17 protein-coding genes are annotated in these 18,592 nt (G+C 63.2%); 6 read left to right on the top strand and 11 right to left on the bottom strand.

All coding sequences use genetic code 11. The features are described 5' to 3' along the window. Window positions 1-57: 57 nt before the first annotated feature. The 5 genes from BQ8482_RS34210 to BQ8482_RS34190 all read right to left on the bottom strand — a co-directional run bounded on the left by BQ8482_RS34210 (window position 58) and on the right by BQ8482_RS34190 (window position 6,649). Window positions 58-2,049 carry a glycoside hydrolase family 127 protein gene (locus BQ8482_RS34210; RefSeq protein ID WP_123151583.1) on the bottom strand — a complete coding sequence of 664 codons (1,992 nt, stop codon included), beginning with the start codon at window positions 2,047-2,049 and terminating at the stop codon, window positions 58-60. A gap of 23 nt (window positions 2,050-2,072) precedes the next feature. Continuing rightward, window positions 2,073-2,918 carry a carbohydrate ABC transporter permease gene (locus BQ8482_RS34205; RefSeq protein WP_123151582.1) on the bottom strand — a complete coding sequence of 282 codons (846 nt, stop codon included), beginning with the start codon at window positions 2,916-2,918 and terminating at the stop codon, window positions 2,073-2,075. Next, window positions 2,918-3,844, bottom strand: coding sequence for a carbohydrate ABC transporter permease (locus tag BQ8482_RS34200; RefSeq protein ID WP_123151581.1), 927 nt, complete (start codon window positions 3,842-3,844; stop codon window positions 2,918-2,920). The genes BQ8482_RS34205 and BQ8482_RS34200 overlap by 1 nt, the downstream gene beginning before the upstream one ends. 384 nt (window positions 3,845-4,228) lie before the next feature. Then, a complete protein-coding gene (locus BQ8482_RS34195) occupies window positions 4,229-5,485 on the bottom strand; it encodes an ABC transporter substrate-binding protein (protein ID WP_123151580.1) in 1,257 nt (418 codons plus the stop codon). Between the two features lie 123 nt (window positions 5,486-5,608). Next, window positions 5,609-6,649 (bottom strand): LacI family DNA-binding transcriptional regulator, encoded by a 1,041-nt coding sequence (locus BQ8482_RS34190; RefSeq protein ID WP_123151579.1) that lies wholly within the window; start codon window positions 6,647-6,649, stop codon window positions 5,609-5,611. A 526-nt stretch (window positions 6,650-7,175) separates the two neighbouring features. Here BQ8482_RS34190 and BQ8482_RS34185 point away from each other — a divergent pair. Both BQ8482_RS34185 and BQ8482_RS34180 read left to right on the top strand, forming a co-directional pair. Beyond that, entirely contained in the window at window positions 7,176-7,820 is a 645-nt protein-coding gene (locus tag BQ8482_RS34185; protein ID WP_244603105.1) for a glutathione S-transferase N-terminal domain-containing protein, read from the top strand. Next, window positions 7,817-8,680, top strand: coding sequence for an alpha/beta fold hydrolase (locus BQ8482_RS34180; protein WP_123151577.1), 864 nt, complete (start codon window positions 7,817-7,819; stop codon window positions 8,678-8,680). The genes BQ8482_RS34185 and BQ8482_RS34180 overlap by 4 nt, the downstream gene beginning before the upstream one ends. 218 nt (window positions 8,681-8,898) lie before the next feature. Here BQ8482_RS34180 and BQ8482_RS34175 read toward each other — a convergent pair whose 3' ends face one another. After that, complete coding sequence (locus tag BQ8482_RS34175) at window positions 8,899-9,798, bottom strand: HNH endonuclease (protein ID WP_123151576.1); 900 nt, start codon at window positions 9,796-9,798, stop codon at window positions 8,899-8,901. A gap of 205 nt (window positions 9,799-10,003) precedes the next feature. Here BQ8482_RS34175 and BQ8482_RS34170 point away from each other — a divergent pair, with 205 nt between their 5' ends. Beyond that, entirely contained in the window at window positions 10,004-10,546 is a 543-nt protein-coding gene (locus BQ8482_RS34170; protein WP_123151575.1) for a dihydrofolate reductase family protein, read from the top strand. Between the two features lie 406 nt (window positions 10,547-10,952). On the opposite strand, the gene BQ8482_RS34165 is transcribed toward BQ8482_RS34170, so the two are convergent. Continuing rightward, complete coding sequence (locus BQ8482_RS34165; RefSeq protein ID WP_123151574.1) at window positions 10,953-11,840, bottom strand: LysR family transcriptional regulator; 888 nt, start codon at window positions 11,838-11,840, stop codon at window positions 10,953-10,955. Between the two features lie 176 nt (window positions 11,841-12,016). Between BQ8482_RS34165 and BQ8482_RS34160 the strand changes: the two genes are divergently transcribed. Beyond that, on the top strand, window positions 12,017-12,913 hold the full coding sequence (locus BQ8482_RS34160; protein ID WP_208867950.1) for an MBL fold metallo-hydrolase: 897 nt from the start codon (window positions 12,017-12,019) through the stop codon (window positions 12,911-12,913). A 404-nt stretch (window positions 12,914-13,317) separates the two neighbouring features. Here BQ8482_RS34160 and BQ8482_RS34155 read toward each other — a convergent pair whose 3' ends face one another. Then, on the bottom strand, window positions 13,318-14,136 hold the full coding sequence (locus BQ8482_RS34155) for a phosphosulfolactate synthase (protein ID WP_123151616.1): 819 nt from the start codon (window positions 14,134-14,136) through the stop codon (window positions 13,318-13,320). A gap of 115 nt (window positions 14,137-14,251) precedes the next feature. Here BQ8482_RS34155 and BQ8482_RS34150 point away from each other — a divergent pair, with 115 nt between their 5' ends. Then, window positions 14,252-15,403 carry a CapA family protein gene (locus BQ8482_RS34150; RefSeq protein WP_123151573.1) on the top strand — a complete coding sequence of 384 codons (1,152 nt, stop codon included), beginning with the start codon at window positions 14,252-14,254 and terminating at the stop codon, window positions 15,401-15,403. Window positions 15,404-15,430: 27 nt separating this feature from the next. On the opposite strand, the gene BQ8482_RS34145 is transcribed toward BQ8482_RS34150, so the two are convergent. Next, on the bottom strand, window positions 15,431-15,838 hold the full coding sequence (locus tag BQ8482_RS34145) for a c-type cytochrome (protein WP_244603104.1): 408 nt from the start codon (window positions 15,836-15,838) through the stop codon (window positions 15,431-15,433). 87 nt (window positions 15,839-15,925) lie between these two features. After that, window positions 15,926-16,285: a hypothetical protein gene (locus BQ8482_RS34140; RefSeq protein WP_123151614.1), complete on the bottom strand. Its 360-nt coding sequence runs from the start codon at window positions 16,283-16,285 to the stop codon at window positions 15,926-15,928. A 374-nt stretch (window positions 16,286-16,659) separates the two neighbouring features. On the opposite strand from BQ8482_RS34140, the gene BQ8482_RS34135 reads away from it, so the two are divergent. Then, window positions 16,660-17,811, top strand: a complete 1,152-nt coding sequence (locus BQ8482_RS34135) for a helix-turn-helix transcriptional regulator (protein WP_123151572.1) — start codon at window positions 16,660-16,662, stop codon at window positions 17,809-17,811. An 11-nt stretch (window positions 17,812-17,822) separates the two neighbouring features. On the opposite strand, the gene BQ8482_RS34130 is transcribed toward BQ8482_RS34135, so the two are convergent. Beyond that, window positions 17,823-18,524 carry a response regulator transcription factor gene (locus BQ8482_RS34130; protein ID WP_123151571.1) on the bottom strand — a complete coding sequence of 234 codons (702 nt, stop codon included), beginning with the start codon at window positions 18,522-18,524 and terminating at the stop codon, window positions 17,823-17,825. Window positions 18,525-18,592: the final 68 nt, after the last annotated feature.

The following is an 18,592-nucleotide window of genomic DNA, read 5'->3' as shown; positions in this document are numbered from 1 at the left end:
CCGCCGGGGCAAATTCAAGACACCCCTTTCGTCGGCGGCATCATCTTCGTCCCCGGATCACGAGTCTCTCAGCCAGACCAGCATCTCGCCGGGATCGCGGTTGTCCCAGGCGAAATAGGGAACGGCGGTGACTTTTGCTTCCTCAACCGCCGGCGGTTCGGTGCGGTAGAGGCCGTTGTCCCAGCTCTCAAACGCCTCTTTCCTGGCCAGAGCCGAAAGCGTCACGACGCCGCCCAATAGGTTCGGCTGCTTATGCGCCTCGATGTTTGCCGTGCGTGGCAAGGCGATGCGGTGCAGCTGGCCGGCATTGTCGGTCTCCTCGACGCAATAGATCAGCGGGCCGCGGGCAAGCGCGACGCGGCCGATGTCCTGCCGCACCTCCGGATTGGCATAGAGCCGGTCGACGGCCATTTCCAGGTCGAGCTCGACCTGGTCGCCCTTGTGCCATTCGCGCCGGATCGCGGCATAGCCGTCGCTGGTGACATCATCCAGATCGACCGCCTCCCCGTTCACCTTGAGCGCCGCCTTGCGGCACCAGGCCGGCAGGCGCAGGTGCAAGGTGAATGTCGTCGGCGCCTCGGGTTCGACGCCGATCGAGACTGTCCCGTCCCATGGATAGTTGCTGGCCTGGGTCAGCTCTATTTGCGTCCCTGCGATATCGAAACGAGCCGTGCTGTTTCCATAGAGATGGACCGCCAATGCATCGTCCGACAGGCCGTAGAAATAACTGCCGATCGAAGCGACCATGCGGCCGATATTGGGCGGGCAGCACGGGCAGCGATGCCATTTCCAGCGGTTGTGCTTCCCCCGGCTTTCCAGCGGATTTTCATAGAAGAACAGCGAGCCGTCGAGCGACAGGCCCGAGATCGAGCCGTTGTAGAGCGCTCGCTCCATCATGTCGGCATAGCGCGCATTGGGGCCCATGCCGAGCATGCGGCTCGCCCAGAACACCAATCCGACCGACGCACAGGTCTCGGCATAGGCAGTTTCGTTGGGCAGATCGTAGTCTGCGGTAAAGCCCTCATTGTGCGACGACGGTCCAATGCCGCCGGTGACGTAGAGGTTCTTGGTGGTGAGATCGTCCCACAGCCGGTCGAGCGCCACCCGCAGCGAGTCGTCGCCATATTCGGTCGCGATATCGGCCATCCCCGAATAGAGGTACATCGCCCTGACCGCATGGCCGACGACCTTGTCCTGTTCGCGCACCGGCTTGTGCGACTGGCTGTATTCGTAGGTCTTGAAATGATAGGCTTTTGGGTCGGCGCCGCGGGCACGCGCCTCCTCGTCGAAATAATGCGGCTCAAGGCCGCGCTGGTCGATGAAGTATTTTGCTAGGTCCATATACTTTTGCTGGCCGGTCACGCGCGCGAGCTTGACCAGCGCCAGCTCGATCTCCTCATGGCCGCAATAGCCCTTCTTCTTGCCGGGCTCGGGACCGAACGTCTCGGCGATATGGTCGGCATAGCGGCACATGATGTCGAGCAGCTTGCGTTTTCCCGTGGCCTGATAATAAGCGACCGCGCCCTCGATCAGATGGCCGGCGCAATAGAGCTCATGGCAATCGCGCAGATTGGTCCAGCGCAAGCCGGGCTGGATGCGCTGATACCAGCTGGAGAGATAACCGTCGGGCTGCTGCAGCTTGCCGTACATGTCGATCACGGCGTCGATCTTCTTCTCCAGCGCGTCATTGCGGCGGCGATAAAGCGAATAGGCTGCGGTCTCGATCGTCTTGCCCCAGTCGCTGTCCCAGAACATCTGGGTCGTCACCGTCGATCCGGTGAACTCGTTGCCGGCGGTGGCTGCCTCGTCCGGCGATGGGGAGTGGAACGGAATGACGACGCCGGGCGACGGCCGGTCCGGATCGATCTGCTCGAGCATGCGCGCCTCGACGCAGCGGTCATAGAGGATGCCGGCGGTCCTGGTGGCGACGGCATCGACACGGTCGCCCCAGAAGCCGCGCGCATCGACCTGCGGCACCGGAAGCGGACGGAAGGCGAGTTTCGGCTTGCCCGGCGTGGTGCCCTGAAGGGCCGATTGCGATGCGGTCATGAATTTACTCCGTTCGATAGGGATCACTTCACGGCCCCTGCCATGAGGCCGCGGATGTAAAAGCGCTGCAGCAGGAGGAAGAGCACCAGGCATGGCACCATCATCACGGTGACGCCGGCCTGCACCGCGCCCCAGTCGATGGCGCCGAAGCGGCCCGCCTGCAGCGCCGTCATCATGATCGGCAGCGTGAATTTGGACTGGTCCGTCATCAGCACCAGCGCCGCCAAAAATTCGTTCCAGGCGCCGAGGAACGCGAACAGCGCGATGGTGACGATGCCCGGCCAGACCAGCGGCAGCATCACCTTCAAGAGCATGGTGACATTGTTGGCGCCGTCCATGCGGGCGGCTTCCTCGATCTCGCGCGGAACCGCATCGAAGGCGTTGCGCATCATGAAGATCGAAAACGGCAGCTGCAGCGTGACATAGACGCAGACCAGGCCGGTCAGCGTGTTGTGCAGGCCGATCTTGGTCAGCACCAGGAAGATCGGCGTCAGGATCGATTGGAACGGGATCATGATCGTCGACAGGATGAGGACGAAGAGCAGGTTCTTCAGCGGAAAGCGGAAGCGAGAGAAACCGTAGCCGGCCAGCACACTGACGATCACCGACAGCACCACCGTCATGACTGAGACATAGATGCTGTTTTGCGCCGGCAGCCAGAGGCCGTCACCGAACGTGTTGAGCGTGGCGTAATTCTCGACCGAAAAGCCGGTCGTCGGCCAGGGCGGCAGCGGCGGCTGGCGCGATTCCTGCGCCGGCTTGAACGCCGAAAGCACGGTCCAGACGATCGGCGCGAGGAACAGCAATGAGGCGATGATGCCCGTCGCGTGCTCGGCAATCTGCATTTTGCGGCTGCGTGCCTGCGCCATCAGTCAACGCCCCCCGGTTGGCGCAGCAGCCGTAGCTGGATAAGGCTGAGCGCGACCAGGATGACCAGCAGGATCATCGACAGGGCGGCGCCGTAGCCGAGCTTGAACGACACGAACGACTGGTTGAAGATCCAGTAGACGGCGGTCAGCGTCTGGTTGCGCGGCCCGCCGCGCAGGATGATGTAGAACTGGTCGAAGGCGAGCACCGAGCCGGCAACCGACAGGATCAGCGCCAGCGCCAGCGTGCGGCGCATCAGCGGCAGGGTGATGGCGCGAAACCGCGCCAGCGGCCCTGCCCCGTCGATCATCGCCGCCTCCTGCAGATCCGGCGGGATCGATTGCAGGCCGGTCATCAGGATGATCATGGTGAAGCCCGCCACCTTCCAGACGACCATGGCGATGATCGACCAGAACGCCGGCTGGAACGTCGCCAGCAGATTGACCTTCTTTTCGGTCAGGCCGAGCTCGAAGGCGGCCGGGCTGAACAGGCCGGAATCGACGTTGAGCAGCCACGACCAGAGCAGGCTGGCCGAGGCAAACCCGATGACGGCCGGCATGAAGAAGGACGTCCGGTAGAAGCCGGTCATCTGCCGCGGTCTTTCGATGAACAGCGCCAGCGGAAAGGCGACGGCGAAGATGACGATCGTCACCACCACCGTGTAGTAGCCGGTGAAACGCAGCGCGTTCCAGAACTTGGTGTCGCGCAGGATCGCCCAGTAATTGTCGAGGCCAATGAAGGAGTGCGCGCCCATCAGCGGCCAGTTGTGCAGCGACATCCAGGCCGTCATGCCGAGCGGGATGATGAAGAAGACGACGACGAGTGCTACGGCCGGCGCGACATAGAGCAGGCCGATCCACTGCCGGCGGCCGGCGCCGACCAGTTTGCGGCGGCGTACTGGGGTGGAGATTGCTGCGATGGAGGTCATGGCTGGCCGCTCATTGGGTTCAGGGCAACCGCAACGGCAAAAGACCCCCTCACCCGGATTGCCACCCGAATTGCAAAGGGCAATTCGGGGCAATCCGACCTCTCCCCGAGTGGAGAGGAGGTCGCCAGCGTTGACGCCAGCCTCTTCTCCCCAGCGGGGAGAAGGTGGCCGCGAAGCGGCCGGATGAGGGGGTCTTTTCTCAATGCGATAGCCTTGCTGTTAGCGCGACGTCCCCCTCCTCCTTGAGGGGAGGGTCCGGCCGAAGGCCGGGGGTGGGGTCGTCTGCGAGGTGCGCCGACGGAAAGAGAACGTCGAGCACTGCCGCTGCGACCCCACCCGGACCTGCGGTCCGACCTCCCCTCAAGGGGGAGGTAGGGCGCCAGCTTACTGCTGCGGCGCCGAGTCGATGATCGACTGCATGGTTTCCTGCGCATTGGCGATGGCGCCGTCGACGTCTTCGCCGAAGAAGACCTCGTTGACCATCTGGTTCCACGGACCGTTGGCGGAGTTGATCAGGTCGTTGAACACCACCGAATAGGGCGTGCGGCCCTTGGCCATGGCCTCTGCGGCGACCTTGTAGCGCGGGTCGAGGTCCTTCAGCGCCTCATTGGCGATGTCGCCGCGCACCGGAAGGCTGCCGTATTTCGCCAGGATGGTCTGGCCTTCCAGCGAATAGGCGAAGTCGAGGAACTCCTTCACCACCGCGACCTTCGTGGTGCCCTTGGTGACGACGAAATTGTCGCCGCCGGCAAAGGACGACCAGCCGCCATCCTTGCCAGGCAGGAAGGTGACGCCATAGTCGATATCTGGGTATTGCGTGTTCAGCGCGCCGATGGCGAAGGCGCCGGACGGCGAAATGCCGATATTGCCGGCGGCAAACGCAGCAAAGAAGTTGGAGCCGGTGTCGGTCTGCGCGCCGGCCGGCACCAGGTCCTTCTTGACCATCGAGCGGTAGAGGTCGATGGCGCCGCGCAGCTGCGGGCTGTCCAGCGTCGCCTTCGAGCCGTCCTCGGTGAGGATGTCGCCGCCCGAGGCCCAGATCAGCGGCGTGAAGGTGAAGATGTTGCAGCCGCCGCAATTGCCGGAGAAGTAGAATCCCTTGGTGTCGCCGCCAAGCGCGTTGACCTTCTCGGCATAGGCTTCGATCTCGGCCCAGTTGGTCGGGCCTTTTTCAGGGTCGAGACCGGCCTGCTTGAACAGTTTTTTGTTCCAGATCAGCACCGAACTATCGGCGGAGAACGGCAGCCCGTAAATGCGGTCCTTGTAGGTGCCGGTTTTGACATGCGCCGGCGACAGGCTGTTGAAGTAAGGCAGCGATTTCGCCCAGTCGGTGATGTCTTCCAGTTGGCCGGCGGCAGCGAAGGACGGCGTGTAGATCAGGTCGAGCGAGAGCGCGTCGGGTGCTGTGCCGCCGGCGGCGGCGGCGCCATATTTCGGGATGATTTCGGCATTGGGGATGATGTCCAGCTTGACCTGGTTCTCATGCCCCTTGTTGAAGGCATCGACGATGCGCGGCATGAAGTTCGAGCCGTCGGCGCGAACCCAGATGTTGGCGGTCTCGGCGGCTGCGGCCAGCCCGACTGCTGCCAGCGTGGAAAAAATGCTCGCGGCAAAGGCGAGCCCGGTAACGATGGTCCTCATGTTCTCCTCCTCATGTTTTTCTCCTCATTCGGCCGCGCTGCCGTGCAGGCGCGCGCGACCTTTCGCTTTGATGCATGTCGTTGTCCCAAAACCGCTGCGCACTTTTGGGCGACATGCATAGTCTCAGCCGTCCGGCGGACGGCCGCATGACTGACGCACCACCAGCCGGCACGGCAGTTTTCGGATGCCCGGCTCGGCGGGTTCGCCGCCGACGAGCGAAAGAAGTGTAAGACCGGCCTCGCGCCCCAGTGCCGCCAGGTTCATGTCGACGGAGGTCAGCGGCGGGCGGGTTGCCTCGGCCACGATCTGCCAATTGTCGAAACCGATGACGCCGACATCGTCCGGCACATCAAGCCCGCGCTCGCGCAGCGCGTCGATGACGCCGCGCGCGATCTGGTCGTTGCCGCAGAAGACGGCATCGGGTTTTTCGACCTTACCATCGAAGAGCTTCTTCACCGCCTCGTGACCCCACGCCTCCGACCACGATCCGAGCAATGGTTCCATGACCGGCAAGCCTTTCTCGGTCAGCACGTCACGATAGGCCTGTGCCCGCTCATGCACCACCGCAAAGCTCGCCGGCCCGGTGACATGGGCGATGCGCTTCCTGCCCAGCCGGCAGAAATGCTCGACCGCCAACCGCGCGCCGCCTGAATCATCGGACACAAACGCGATGGCGCCGGGATCGGGCTGGGTGAAGGCATAAATCACGGGGATGCGCAGATTGGCGAGGTCGACCGGCAGATGGCGGTCGATGCGCTTGCCGGTGGCGATGATGCCGTCGACGCGCTTGTCGAGCATGGCCTCGACATGCAGCTGGGCGAGCCGCGGGTCGTCCTCGACATTGCACAGGAACACCGAGACGCCGGCATCGACCAGCGCATCCGAAATGCCTGACATGACCGGCAGCGAGAAGCGGCCATAGGTATCGTTGGTGAGCAGCCCGACGGTGAAGGAGCGCCGGCGCAACAGGCTCTGCGCCAGGCTGTTCGGGCGAAAACCGAGACGCTGCGCCGTCTCGCGAATGCGCTCGCGCGTCTCGGCGGTCATCCGCCCTTGCCCGTTGAGCGCTTTCGACGCCGTGGCCACGCTGACGCCGGCAAGGGAGGCCACCTCACGCAGGGTGACGGGCTGCTTGGCGGGCGCTGGCGAGGCGTCGGAAACCATGGTGCGCGGCGAATTCCTTAATTGGAAAAAGGTTTTCTCTTATTCGTCCTGCGAGGCGTTGATTGGTGGGTCAGCGAGCGTAGCGCGATTGGGAAAAGGTTTTCTCAGAGGAAACTAGGGGAAGGATGCGGGGATGGCAAGAGGGATAGATTTGGTTTTGGGCGTGTCTAAGATTTCTTGTGATCTACGACCGCTTTGCGCCAGCAGCGGACGCTTGGCGCCAATCTGCCAAACGTCTTGATTGGGCCGGAGAACGAACCCGCTGCGCGGGATGGGCGCGGCAACCGGATCTTGATCCCAACCTCACCGCGCGCGCCCATCCCGCGCAGCGGGTTCATTCGTCGCCCCAAAGCGGTGATCGTCGTGCTTGGCATGCGCCCCGACAACCAGAGTCGAGGAAGATACTCGCGTCCCGTCCTGTGCCTCTGCGTGTGCGAGCAATCAGCGAGCAGCTGAGGGGGATCGTGGAACCGCGTTCCCCGCCGCTCGTTTCTTGGTCAAACCGAGGTGGGAGTATCCAATTGTCGTGCACGCAGACGAAGATGCAACTGGTTGTGAATACCAAGCAGTAGCAGAAGGAGTCGGATCGATGAAGCTTTATTCTGCACCCGGGTTTACCAGCCTGGCCGACCATATCGCGATGCTGGAGGCTGGAATTCAGTTCGAGGTGGTCAAGGTCGATATCGAGACCAAGCAGATCGAAGGGGGTGGCCGCTATCTCGATATCAATCCGAAGGGCTATGTGCCCGCTCTCGTGTTCGAAGACGGTGAGGTGCTGACCGAGAATGTCGCTATCCTGGCTTGGGTCGCGGATCGCGCGCCGGAGCTCGCGCCGCAGGGTCATCTGGGCCGGTACCGCCTGCTTGAGATGCTGAGCTTCATCGCGACCGAGATTCACAAGCGCTTTCCCACCTACCTTATGCTTCCTGAAGACGTCAGGGAGCCGATCGCCCAGGAAATACTGCGATGGTTCCGCTTCGCCGCAGGCCGGCTGGAGCGGGGGTATTTGTTCGGAAAGACTTTCACCGTCGCGGATCCCTATCTCTTCCAGCTGGCGCGCGGCGCGGCGGAGCTCGGATTTCAACTGCCCGAGCCGCTTCGCGATTACATCGCACGCATCGAAGAGCGGCCTGCCGTACAAGCGGCTCTGCGCCGCGAAGGACTGGCATGAACGATCTGGTGATCCGCGCCGATGGGGTCGAGCTCGCAACGCAGAGCTTCGCCAATCCGGCCCAGCCGCCGATACTTCTCATCATGGGCGGGATGGCCTCGATGCTCTGGTGGCCCGAGGAATTCTGCCGCCGACTCGCCGCGCGGGGCCGCTTCGTCATCCGCTACGACCAGCGAGACTCCGGTGTTTCGACCAAATATCCGCCCGGTCGGCCGGGCTATGGCTTTGACGATGCGGTCGACGACGCCTTTCGCGTGCTCGACGGCTACAGGATCACGGCGGCGCACGTCGCGGGCTTCTCCCAAGGCGGAATGGTCGGCCAGGGTGCGGCGCTCAAACATCCAGAGCGGGTGCTTTCACTGACGGCGATCAGCACCTCGCCGATCGGGGTGGACTGGTCCAGCCTCCCCAAGAGCGGTAAGGCCTGGTTGGAACATATGGCTGTGGACGTGGACTGGTCGAACCGGGCGGAGACCGTCGCATATTGCGTCGAGGACGCGCGCCTGATCGCAGGAACAGCACACCCGTTCGACGAAGCCGAGACAAGAGCCTTCATCGAGCGGGACTTCGACCGTTCTGGCGGCTATCTCAGCGCCACCAATCACAGTGTTCTCTTCGAGATCGGCAAGGCCTGGCAGGGCAGGCTGGCCGAGATCAAGGTACCGCTGCTCGTCATTCACGGCACCGCCGATCCGGTCTTTCCGGTTGAGCACGGCGCAGTACTGGCCGAAGCGGTCGCGGGCGCGCGGCTCCTGAAGCTCGAAGGCGGTGGGCACGAGCTGCACCCCGGCCATTGGGACCGGATCGTCGAGGCGATCGCCGAACACACGGGTTCGAAGCGAGCGGTCGACCGGCGCTGACAAGATTCCCTCCATGGTGCGAGCCGTGTGACGGCAGGGCTTGGGCACAAGCGGCCTTTGGCCTGAGCATTTAGCGATGTCCGCCTTTGGTGAATCGACGGGACCGTAGTAATGACTGCCATGTGGCGAAAGCTGTCGTTCCCGAAGCGCGGCGAGAGCGGCCGGAAAGGGTCAAAAGTGGCCGTTCCAACTCACCCACCAACACGCCGGACGCCGCCTCACTGCTTAAAGCAGTGTTCGCGGTGCCATTGCAAGAAACGAGGATGCGGGCGTTCAAACCGTCGGCCCGGCGGAAGCGCGCGGCGAGTCTTGTTTATGAATGCCTGCACGCTATCGAGGTCATTGACCTGTCGCGAGATCAGGATTTCCAAGTCATCGGATAGGCTGATCAACCCGCGATCGAACATCCAGTGCGCCGTGCCGGACAGAGCGATCCCATTGTTGATGACGTCGGGCCCGTTCGCTTCGACCGGTCTAATATGTGCGGCAGAAACCTCTGCTCGGCCGCCGCCATTTATCAACTTCAGTCCCGTGATCGCGCACCGCTCATCATAGGCGCGCAAGACGATGCGACGGAAAATTCGGTCCCGCACGATTCGCGACCCGATGTAGTTTACGCGATCACGGCTCTGCTCGAAATCGAATGGCGCCTGCTCATCCTGAAAACCAGCAGATGTTTCGACCTCATCAACGCGCGGCAGCAACAACTCATGCGTGTCCAGGCCGAGATCAATAATGCGGTTGAAATCGGCTGGGCTGATTGGGCGGACGGCCGATTGGGCGCGACCGGAAATCCGTCCTTGGTCGTTGAATAAGCCTCGTTCAATGAGACCATCAGGTCCGTTAAATGGAACAGGATTGACGAAGTCGAGATAGGTGCCGGGCTCGATTAAAGCGAGGTACATATCAGGCGTCACAGGATCGGGAATGATCTGTTGGACTTTGGCTACGGCGTAATAGCCACGGGTATCGGTTACCTTGCTAGGCTCGTAGTAAATGATCCAGTCGCCGACGCACGCTTCGACGCGGCTTAGGTACGGGCGAGGAAATTGGTATTGTTCTGCGGGACGGTCATTGTAGATCGAATCTGAGCGGTGAATGAAGACCCCGAATCCCATGATCTTCCTGCAATGCGTCCTTTGGGAATATCTGCCTCGGATGTAACACCAATCCGATCTTGGGAACTTAGTCCAGGTCGGAGAAGCTTTTCCCCATGGTATCGGTCCTTTGGAGGCGAATAGCCCTAACAAAGCGCCGCGCTATTTTTCACCAAGCTGTCGTAAAAGGCCCGCGCCGTCCGTCCTCTGACTGAAGGAGCCCGCCATGCGAAAACTCATCGTCACCGAATTCATCAGCGTCGATGGCATCGCCGAGGTCGAGAAGCTGCCCGACGTGACCTGGAACAATGAAATGCAAAAGTTCAAGGAAGACGAGCTTGCCGACAGCGGCGCCATGCTTCTGGGGCGCACGACCTATGAGATTTTTGCCGGCTCGTGGCCTGAGGAAACCGGAGACTTCGCCGAGCGGTTCAACGCGCTGCCGAAATATGTCGTGTCGACGAGCCTGAAGGCGCTCGACTGGAAACCGGCCGAGCTGCTGCAGGGCGCACTGCCGGAAGCGGTCAGGGAATTGAAGCAAGGCAGCGGCGGCAACATCTATGTGCATGGCAGCCTCAGCGTCGCGCAGGAATTGCTACGCCACGGCCTGGTCGACCGCGTCAGGCTGCTCAGCTATCCCGGTGCCGTCGGCCAGGGCAAGCCGCTGTTCCCGGCCGGCGAGCAAGTGCCGCTCGAGTTGATATCGGCCACGCCATTCAGCAACGGCGTGGTGGCGCTCGGGTATGCGCCTGTCGTGGGGAAGTCGTGAGACGCGTAACGGTGCAATGTACGATTTCGTTGATGAGTTGACGGGACAGCCCCCCCCTCTGCCCTGCCCCCTTTGCCACCACTTGGCATCTCCCCCACAAGAGGGGAGATCGGCAGTTCGGGCCTTGGCGCTCATCTTGCAACGCTGGGTGATTGGCGAAGGCGCAGATGACAGCCAATCTCCCCCCTTGAGGGGGAGATACCCGGCAGGGCAGAGGGGGTCGGTTCGACCGGGCGCGACCTCCTCTCTTGCGACAGTGGAGGTTGGCGCACTACGCGAGACAACCCCCTCTGGCCTGCCGGCCATCTCCCCCTCAAGGGCCCGCAAGGGGGGAGATCGGCAGCTTCGGCCTCGGCGCGTAAAGCAGCGCCTCGCCCCGATCTTACGGCGCCCGTCCCTCCCCGCTTCACCCCTTCTCCTGCTCAGCCGCGATCAGCATCTCGACAAACCTCGTCACCTTGGGCGGGCGGAAGCGTGCGGCGGGGTAGACCGTGTAGATGCCTCCGGAGGGCAGCTGCCACTCGGGCAGGATGTGGACGAGCCGCCCTGCGGCCAGCTCATCTCGCACCAAAAAGTCCGGCAGGACCGACAGGCCGGCGCCGGCGCGGACGGCCGCCAGCACTGCCGGCGTCGCGTCGATGGCGATCGTGGCCTGCATGCGCACGGCGCGGTGCTCGTCGTCGCCGCGCGAAAATTGCCATAGCAGCGGTTCGCGCAGCGCCATGTTGGCGACGAAGGGCAGCCCGGCAAGGTCTTGCGGTTCGCCGGCCGTGAAGCGGCCGGCAGACTCGGCGCCGCACACCATGAATTGCCGGAAAGTGCCGATCCGCCGCGCCTGCAGGCTGGAATCGGCCAGCCAGCCGACGCGGATCGCCACGTCCATCCCACCAGAAGCCAGGTCGATCGTCTCGTCGCCCAGCGTCAGTTCCACCCGGCAGGCGGGATAGCGCGCGCTGAAGGCGGCTACCACCGGCACCACCGCCGAGGTGCCGTAGTCATTGGACGCCGCGATGCGCAGCGTGCCGGTCGGCTCGGCGGCCGCCTGCGCGAGCTCGTCGAAGGCATCCTCGGCCTGCTGCAGGACTTGCAGGCAGCGGGCATGGAATGTCCGGCCGGCCTCGGTCGGATGGACCCGCCGCGTCGTGCGGATCAGCAGCGTTGTTCCGACATCGCGCTCCAGCCGCGCCACCTGCTGGCTGACGACCGCCTTGGTAATGCCGAGCCGCTCGGCGGCCCGCGTGAAGGAGCCGGCATCGACCACCGCGGCGAAATAGGCCAGCCGGTTCAGGTTCATGCGCTGCTCATGGCAGGTGCGACCTCATTGTCAGGCAATTGTCAGGCAATGGCATACATTACGTCTATTTTGTTGGCCTTCAATACGCATTCCACTTTTGCCATCTTCCTGAGATCGAGGCTGCGCGGGAGATGCGCCCGCCCGAATTCCGCATTCTAAAGCCCCAGGAGACAATCATGTTCACACGGAGAGCCATCATGAAAACCACCCTCGCCGCCGGCGCCGTTGCCGTCTTCGCTCCCGCCGGGCTTGGCCATGCGGCCGCGGGCCTTTCCTGGAAACATTTCCCGGCCGGGGAAAACGGCTTCTTTCGCTCCCCCGTGCTGATCACCGGCGCCTCCGAGGCGCTGCTGATCGACGGTGGCTTCACCTACCCCGACGGCCGAGCCGTGGCCGAGGCGATCAAGGCGACCGGCAAGACGCTCACCACCATTTATGTCAGCCAGTCCGACCCGGACTATTATTTCGGCCTCAAGCCGATCAAGGAGGCTTTTCCGCAGGCACGGGTGATCGCCGCGGCCGAGACGGTGGCCGCCATCAATAGCAGCGTCGACAGGAAAATCGCCGTTTGGGGGCCGCAGCTCAAGGAGAACGGCCCGCAGGCGCTCGCCGATATCGTCATCCCCGACGTCTTCGACGGCAAGACGCTCACTGTCGATGGCGAGACCATCGAAATCGTCGACGCGGAAGGCCTCGCCAACCGGCGCTATCTCTCGGTGCCGTCGCTGAATGCGGTGTTCGGCGGGGTGATGATTTTTTCCGGCGTGCATGTCTGGACCGCCGACACGCCGACCAAGGAGCAGCGCGCCGCCTGGCTCGCCAATCTCGAAAAGATCGCCGCCGCCAAGCCTGAAATCGTCGTGCCCGGCCACATTACACCGCAGTCCGCCACCGACCTTTCGGGCGTCGAGCACACCAAAACCTATCTCATCGCCTTCGAAGAAGAGCTGGCCAAGGCCAAGGACGCGGCTGCGCTCAAGGGCGCCATGGAAGCCCGCTTCCCCGGCCTCGGCATGGGGGTTGCGCTCGACATCGGCTCCAAGGTCGCCACCGGCGAGATGAAGTGGGGCTGAGGACCAATCTCGATCTGATCCGCAGGGGCGCGCGGTCGGTGAGTCAAGACCTGGTTCCTCGCCCACCGCGAAGCGGGGGAGAGGTGGCCGCGAAGCGGCCGGAGAGGGGGCTTTCGTAAGGCGCAGTCCCCCTCTCCGTCTCGGCTTCGCCGAGCCACCTCTCTCCACTTTCGTGGGGCGAGGAACCCAAGCTGGAATGAAGCCACGCCTCTCACCCAACATCTGCCCGACAAGGCAGAGGGGGGTGCTGTCCCTCCGACCTGTCAGGACCTGGGTTCCTCGCCCACCGCGAAGCGGGGCTTTCGTAAGGCGCAGTCCCCCTCTCCGTCTCGGCTTCGCCGAGCCACCTCTCCCCACTTTTCGTGGGGCGAGGAACCCAAGCTGGAAAGAAGCCGCGCCGCCCCTCACCCAATATTCTGAATCCGCCCCCAGGTGCTCTTGGTTCCCCAGATGCCGGAGCGAAGCGCTTCGAGCTGCACGATCTGGCTGTGGTCGACAAACAGATTGATCTCGTTGCCGTAGTTCTTGACGTACCATTCGAAGACCGCGGGGTCGGCGGCTTCGAACATCACCGCCTCCAGGCCGAGCTCGTTGATGATGCGGGCCACCACATCGGTGCGCCAGGACGTGACGTTTTCGGTAATCCCTTCACTCTCGATCATGATGATGTCGGCGCCGGCATCGAGGGCGCGCCTGGCCTGCGCGACCAGCCAGCCGACATCCCTGGTGCCTTCGGCTTCGAGCTCCCTGGCCGATGTGTCACCACCGGCCCCGAACTGGATACCGAGCTCCGGCTTGGCCTTGAGACCGGCCTTTTTCACTGTTTCGACCAGACGCAGCAGCGCTTCCGTCGGCAGGCTGATGAAGCCGGTGGAGATCTCGATCACATCGAACCCCAGCGCCTTGGCTTCTTCGATGTAGCGGTCGACGGCGTCGGGGCCGAAGCGGAGGACATTCTCGATCCAGCCGCCGGTCGACACATAGGCGTCGTGATCGTGCGCCAGCTTGTTGATCGATTTCACCGCTTCGGGCGGCATCAGCGCGAATGATCCGCCGGCAAATTTGATGCCGTCGATCCAGTTGCCCATGATTTCCAGGACGTCGGCCAGATGACGCGGCCCATAGGCGCTGTAGTAGGGCCCGCGAATCTCGGTCAGGCCGGTCTTGCGCGGCTTGGAAGAGCGCGCGGCGCGCGGGATGAAAGAAAAGGCGGTGTCGGTCATTTCAGGCCTCGGCGGTCGGTTCTCCTGCATTAACGACTGGGCCCGCGATCCGATCCGCGCAAATTGGGCTGGAACCCTCGGCCTCGCTGGTTGTTGGCGGGGAAGGAGGTCTGGGATGCCGCAGATCGCGAACAACGCCGCCGCAGGATCTGAACGGCCCGTTCGAAGCAGCGCAAAACTGTTCCTGTGCGGCGACGTCATGCTCGGGCGCGGCATCGACCAGATCCTCGCCAGTCCGGGCGATCCGCACCTTGGCGAGCGCTATGTCAAATCGGCGACGACCTATGTCGAGCTTGCCGAACGCATCAATGGACCGATCCCGAGAAAGGTCGACGACACGTATGTCTGGGGCGATGCGCTCGCCGAACTGGACCGTGAAGCACCGGACGCGCGGATGATCAATCTCGAGACCAGCATCACCACCAGCCTGTCTTTGGCGCCCAAGGGCATCAATTACAAAATGAACCCGGCAAACATCGGCTGCCTGGCGGCGGCGCGGGTAAGCTGCTGCGTGCTCGCCAACAACCATGTGCTCGACTGGGATGAGCCTGGCCTCGTCGAAACCCTCGATACGCTCCGGCTTGCCGGCCTCGCCTATGCCGGGGCCGGGCTTGACGCGGATGAGGCGGCGGCGCCTGCCGTCTTTGAACTGGCCGGCGGCGGCCGCGTGCTCGTCTTCGGCTTCGCGCTCGGGACGAGCGGCGTTCCAGCTTCATGGGCAGCCGGAGCATATAAGCCAGGGGTCAATTTGCTGGCGGATGTCTCGGCCCGGTCGCTCGCGCAGATCGCCCGATCCGTGCAGGCCATAAAACAGCCTGGCGACCTTGCGGTGGCCTCGATCCACTGGGGCGGCAACTGGGGCTACCAAGTCCCGGCGGAAGAACGCGCGCTTGCTCATGCTCTCATCGATGTTGCAAGGTTCGACGTCGTGCATGGGCACTCCTCCCACCATCCCAAGCCGATCGAAGCCCACAACGGCCGGCTGATCCTTTATGGATGCGGCGACTTCCTCACCGACTATGAGGGGATAACAGGGTACAAAACCTTTCGCGGTGAGCTTGCGCTGATGTACCTGCCGCGGCTCGCGATACCGGACGGTACGCTTGTTTCGCTCGACGTCGTGCCGTTCCAGCTCGCCAAGTTCCGGCTAAACCGCGCCTCGCCCGAAGATGCCGCCTGGCTCGCGGCCATGCTTGAGCGCGAGTGCTCGCCTTTCGGCACTCATGTGGCGCTCGGGAGCGACGGCCGTCTCGCCGTCCTTTGGTGAGGCGCCTGCGGTCAGCAGGCAATGGCACTAATTTTCAAGCCGCTCAGGCCGTCCTCGGCCAAGCGCACCGTCGGCGCGGGCCTGCAGGTAGGCGTAGATGTCGTCGATGTAAGGAGCGACGTTGGGGTCGTCGGCGAAGCCCTTCATGACCGAAGGGCCGCTGCGCACGCCGTCGCGAACATTGCGCCGAAAGACCTCGATGCCGGGCAGCCGGTCGACAAGGGCCGAGGCGAAGGTCGAGCCCATGCCGTCGGGCCCGTGGCAATGATTGCAGCTGCCATGGTAGCGACGGAAGCCGTTATAGGTTCGCGCATCGACCTTGCCGCCGACAATTTCGTAGAACTTGCCTGTGGCCAGGTCAGCTTGCGAAGACACGCCGAAACCGGCGCCGACGGTAAAGACGACGACAGACGGGAGGACGAGCCACAGGGACATCGTCTGTCGCCCACGTTGCAGGCTCATCCAGCACCGCCGCAACGCGCATGCCCCCGGATCACTCGACCTTGGATCACTCGACTTGGATCAGTCGACGGCGGGCTTCGGAGAAGAAACCACGATCCCGTCTATCGGATGCGGGCTGACGACAAGCTTGCCGCCAACGCGCAATATCTCGACGATCTGGTCCGACTCTCCCAGTTTTCCCGGCACGGAGAGCGCGACCTTCTGGTTCTCGGTCAGTATCGCCACGAAACGCACGGGCAGGCCAGCCTCGCCCTGCGCGATTGTGGTGACCACCCGATAACCGTCCTCCTCGGGCGTATAATAGACGACACCAAGAAAGCCGGCGAGATCGATGCTTTCAGCCTTCATGGCTCCAAGCTCGCCGGCATGGGCGGGCATCGCCGCCATGCAAAGTGCTGCAAAAGCAATGTACCTGTTCATAATGCTGCTCCATCCCGAATCATAATGCTGCTCCATCCCGAATTGTCCGGGCCGAGCCCGGCTTAAGTTTCAGCAATAGGCGCTCACGCCGTGATAGTCGGCGCACGCAGGCAGAATTCTTGATTAGTGCCCCCGGCTGCATCACAGTGGCGAAGGCCCGCGAGCCGAGAACGCGCTGAACCCCACTGGTTGTCACAGTTAAGTGTGACCTTATCTTCTGGGCGAGTATTTCACCGCCCGGGTGCTTGCGCATCCCCTGTTTGGGGGAGATAATCGGAATTTAAGCGATCGCTAAAGTTTGGAGAGGCGAGAGCACCGGTGAGAGCGCGCGGCTTTCCGCGTCGGGCGCGCTGTCGACATGCGGGGGGCCGTCGATGGCCAAGGCATTGTCGCATCATGAACTGTCGAAGCTGATCGGCTCGATCTACGATTGCGCACTCGACCCGGGACGATGGGTGCACGCGCTGGCTGGGATCAGGGATGCGCTCGATGCCCAGACTGCGGTCCTGCACCTTGACGACCTCGCCAACGACCGGCTGCTGATCTACAGGACCGTTGGAATAGAGCCATACTGGCTGGAGCAACAGGCGAAACATATCCCCGAGATCCATGCCAGGCTGATCGAGGACCTCTCGACATGGCCTTCGCTCGAAATGCCGCATGTGGCCTCGCGCGATATCCCTCAAACCTATCGGGAGACCTCGCGATATTTTCAGGAGTGGCTGAAGCCGCAAGGCCTGATCGACGTCATGTCGTTCTTCCTGATCCACACCCCTACCCGCCTTGCCGGCCTCGCCGTTGCCCGACATGAGCGGCAAGGCATTATCACCGAGCGTGAAATCAAGCTTGGCGGACTGTTGCTGCCGCATGTGCGCCGTTCGGTGATGATCAGCAACATGCTGGACATCAGCACGATCGAGCGCGCACGGACGGCCGAGGCGCTCGATGCCCTCACATGCGCCGTGGTCCTGACAAATGAACGTGGCGCCGTCCTGCACGCCAACCGCTCGGCCAAGCACATGCTGCGGAGCGGCGGCCCGATCCAGGATGTCCGGGGCATTCTGCAGGCGAAGATCCCGTCGGCTTCCAGGGAGCTTCACAGCGCCATCATGCTTGCGGCTCAGGATGAGGTCAGCATCGGCAAGACAGGGCTTGCCGTCCTCCTCAGCGAATCCGGCCTGCCGCCGGTCTTCGCCCGCGTGCTGCCGATGGCCGGCGGCGACCTGCGCGCCGGCATGGAACCCGCGGCGGTAGCCGCGGTGTTCATCGGCAATGCACCGGACGAGCATGACGCCGCTGGAATGCTGGCGAGAGCCTTTGGGCTTACGCTGGCCGAAACCCGCGTGCTCGCCAGCCTTGTGGCCGGGCACACCCTGGCCGAGACCGCCGCCAGCCTTCACATTGCCAACGCGACCGCCAAGACGCATCTCGACAATATCTTCCAGAAGACCGGCGCCTCCCGCCAGGCCGATCTGATGCGCCTTGTCATGCAGATCGTTCCGCCCGCCGGACAGCCCGGTCCCTGAACCACGCTCATTCACCGCCTTGGATACAGGTATCCAACGCCGCGGATCGTCTTGATCAGTTCCGGCTTGGCCGGGTCCTTTTCGAGCCGGCGGCGCAGCCTTGTGATGCGGCTGTCGATGCTGCGGTCGAACGGCTCGTCGCCCCTGGGCGGCGCCAGATCGAGCAATTCGTCGCGACCGATGACCTGGCCGGCCCGGGTGGCGAAGGCCGCCACCAGATCGAGCTCCATCGGCATCAGCGGAATGGCCACGCCGTCGGCGTCGATGAGGTTTCTCGCGCGGGCCTCGAACACATAGTTTCCGAAGGCGAAATGCCCGGCCGGCAAAGCGTCGGCATTGTCCGTTCCCTTCGGCCTGCGTCTGCGCAACACCGCAGCGATCCGCGCTTCCAGCTCGACCGGTGAAAACGGTTTTGCCAGATAGTCGTCGGCGCCGATCTCGAGGCCCGCCACCTTGTCGAACACCGAATCGGCACCCGTCAGCATAAGGATGCCGGTGTCGTGATGCTCGCGAAGCCAGCGGGCCAGGCTAAAGCCGTTCTCGCCCGGCATGTTGAGGTCGAGAACGACGAGATTGGCTTTCGCCGCCGCGATCGCCTCGCGCAATTCGGCGCCGCCGGATGCCATGCGAACGCGATAGCCTTTCGCCTGCAAATAGTCGGCGATCATGAACGCCACGTCGGTCTCGTCGTCCACGACAATGATGTCGGCCATGCGTTTCCCCCGCGGCGAGCGACGCTCCAAACCTACAGGGCGCATTCACTCCGGGTCAATCGGCCCCG

Origin of the sequence: Mesorhizobium delmotii, from assembly GCF_900149755.1 — a bacterium.
Taxonomy (GTDB): Bacteria; Pseudomonadota; Alphaproteobacteria; order Rhizobiales; family Rhizobiaceae; genus Mesorhizobium; species Mesorhizobium delmotii.
The sequence above is the reverse complement of the archived record's forward strand: the minus strand, read 5'-3'. Positions and strand labels throughout refer to the sequence as shown.

What these genes read in the sequence shown, in the direction of transcription:
- BQ8482_RS34210 (WP_123151583.1), bottom strand. Translation starts at nt 2,049, where the DNA reads ATGACCGCATCGCAATCGGCCCTTCAGGGCACCACGCCGGGCAAGCCG.
- BQ8482_RS34205 (WP_123151582.1), bottom strand. Translation starts at nt 2,918, where the DNA reads ATGGCGCAGGCACGCAGCCGCAAAATGCAGATTGCCGAGCACGCGACG.
- BQ8482_RS34200 (WP_123151581.1), bottom strand. Translation starts at nt 3,844, where the DNA reads ATGACCTCCATCGCAGCAATCTCCACCCCAGTACGCCGCCGCAAACTG.
- BQ8482_RS34195 (WP_123151580.1), bottom strand. Translation starts at nt 5,485, where the DNA reads ATGAGGACCATCGTTACCGGGCTCGCCTTTGCCGCGAGCATTTTTTCC.
- BQ8482_RS34190 (WP_123151579.1), bottom strand. Translation starts at nt 6,649, where the DNA reads ATGGTTTCCGACGCCTCGCCAGCGCCCGCCAAGCAGCCCGTCACCCTG.
- BQ8482_RS34180 (WP_123151577.1), top strand. Translation starts at nt 7,817, where the DNA reads ATGAACGATCTGGTGATCCGCGCCGATGGGGTCGAGCTCGCAACGCAG.
- BQ8482_RS34175 (WP_123151576.1), bottom strand. Translation starts at nt 9,798, where the DNA reads ATGGGATTCGGGGTCTTCATTCACCGCTCAGATTCGATCTACAATGAC.
- BQ8482_RS34170 (WP_123151575.1), top strand. Translation starts at nt 10,004, where the DNA reads ATGCGAAAACTCATCGTCACCGAATTCATCAGCGTCGATGGCATCGCC.
- BQ8482_RS34165 (WP_123151574.1), bottom strand. Translation starts at nt 11,840, where the DNA reads ATGAACCTGAACCGGCTGGCCTATTTCGCCGCGGTGGTCGATGCCGGC.
- BQ8482_RS34160 (WP_208867950.1), top strand. Translation starts at nt 12,017, where the DNA reads ATGTTCACACGGAGAGCCATCATGAAAACCACCCTCGCCGCCGGCGCC.
- BQ8482_RS34155 (WP_123151616.1), bottom strand. Translation starts at nt 14,136, where the DNA reads ATGACCGACACCGCCTTTTCTTTCATCCCGCGCGCCGCGCGCTCTTCC.
- BQ8482_RS34150 (WP_123151573.1), top strand. Translation starts at nt 14,252, where the DNA reads ATGCCGCAGATCGCGAACAACGCCGCCGCAGGATCTGAACGGCCCGTT.
- BQ8482_RS34145 (WP_244603104.1), bottom strand. Translation starts at nt 15,838, where the DNA reads ATGTCCCTGTGGCTCGTCCTCCCGTCTGTCGTCGTCTTTACCGTCGGC.
- BQ8482_RS34140 (WP_123151614.1), bottom strand. Translation starts at nt 16,285, where the DNA reads ATGAACAGGTACATTGCTTTTGCAGCACTTTGCATGGCGGCGATGCCC.
- BQ8482_RS34135 (WP_123151572.1), top strand. Translation starts at nt 16,660, where the DNA reads ATGGCCAAGGCATTGTCGCATCATGAACTGTCGAAGCTGATCGGCTCG.
- BQ8482_RS34130 (WP_123151571.1), bottom strand. Translation starts at nt 18,524, where the DNA reads ATGGCCGACATCATTGTCGTGGACGACGAGACCGACGTGGCGTTCATG.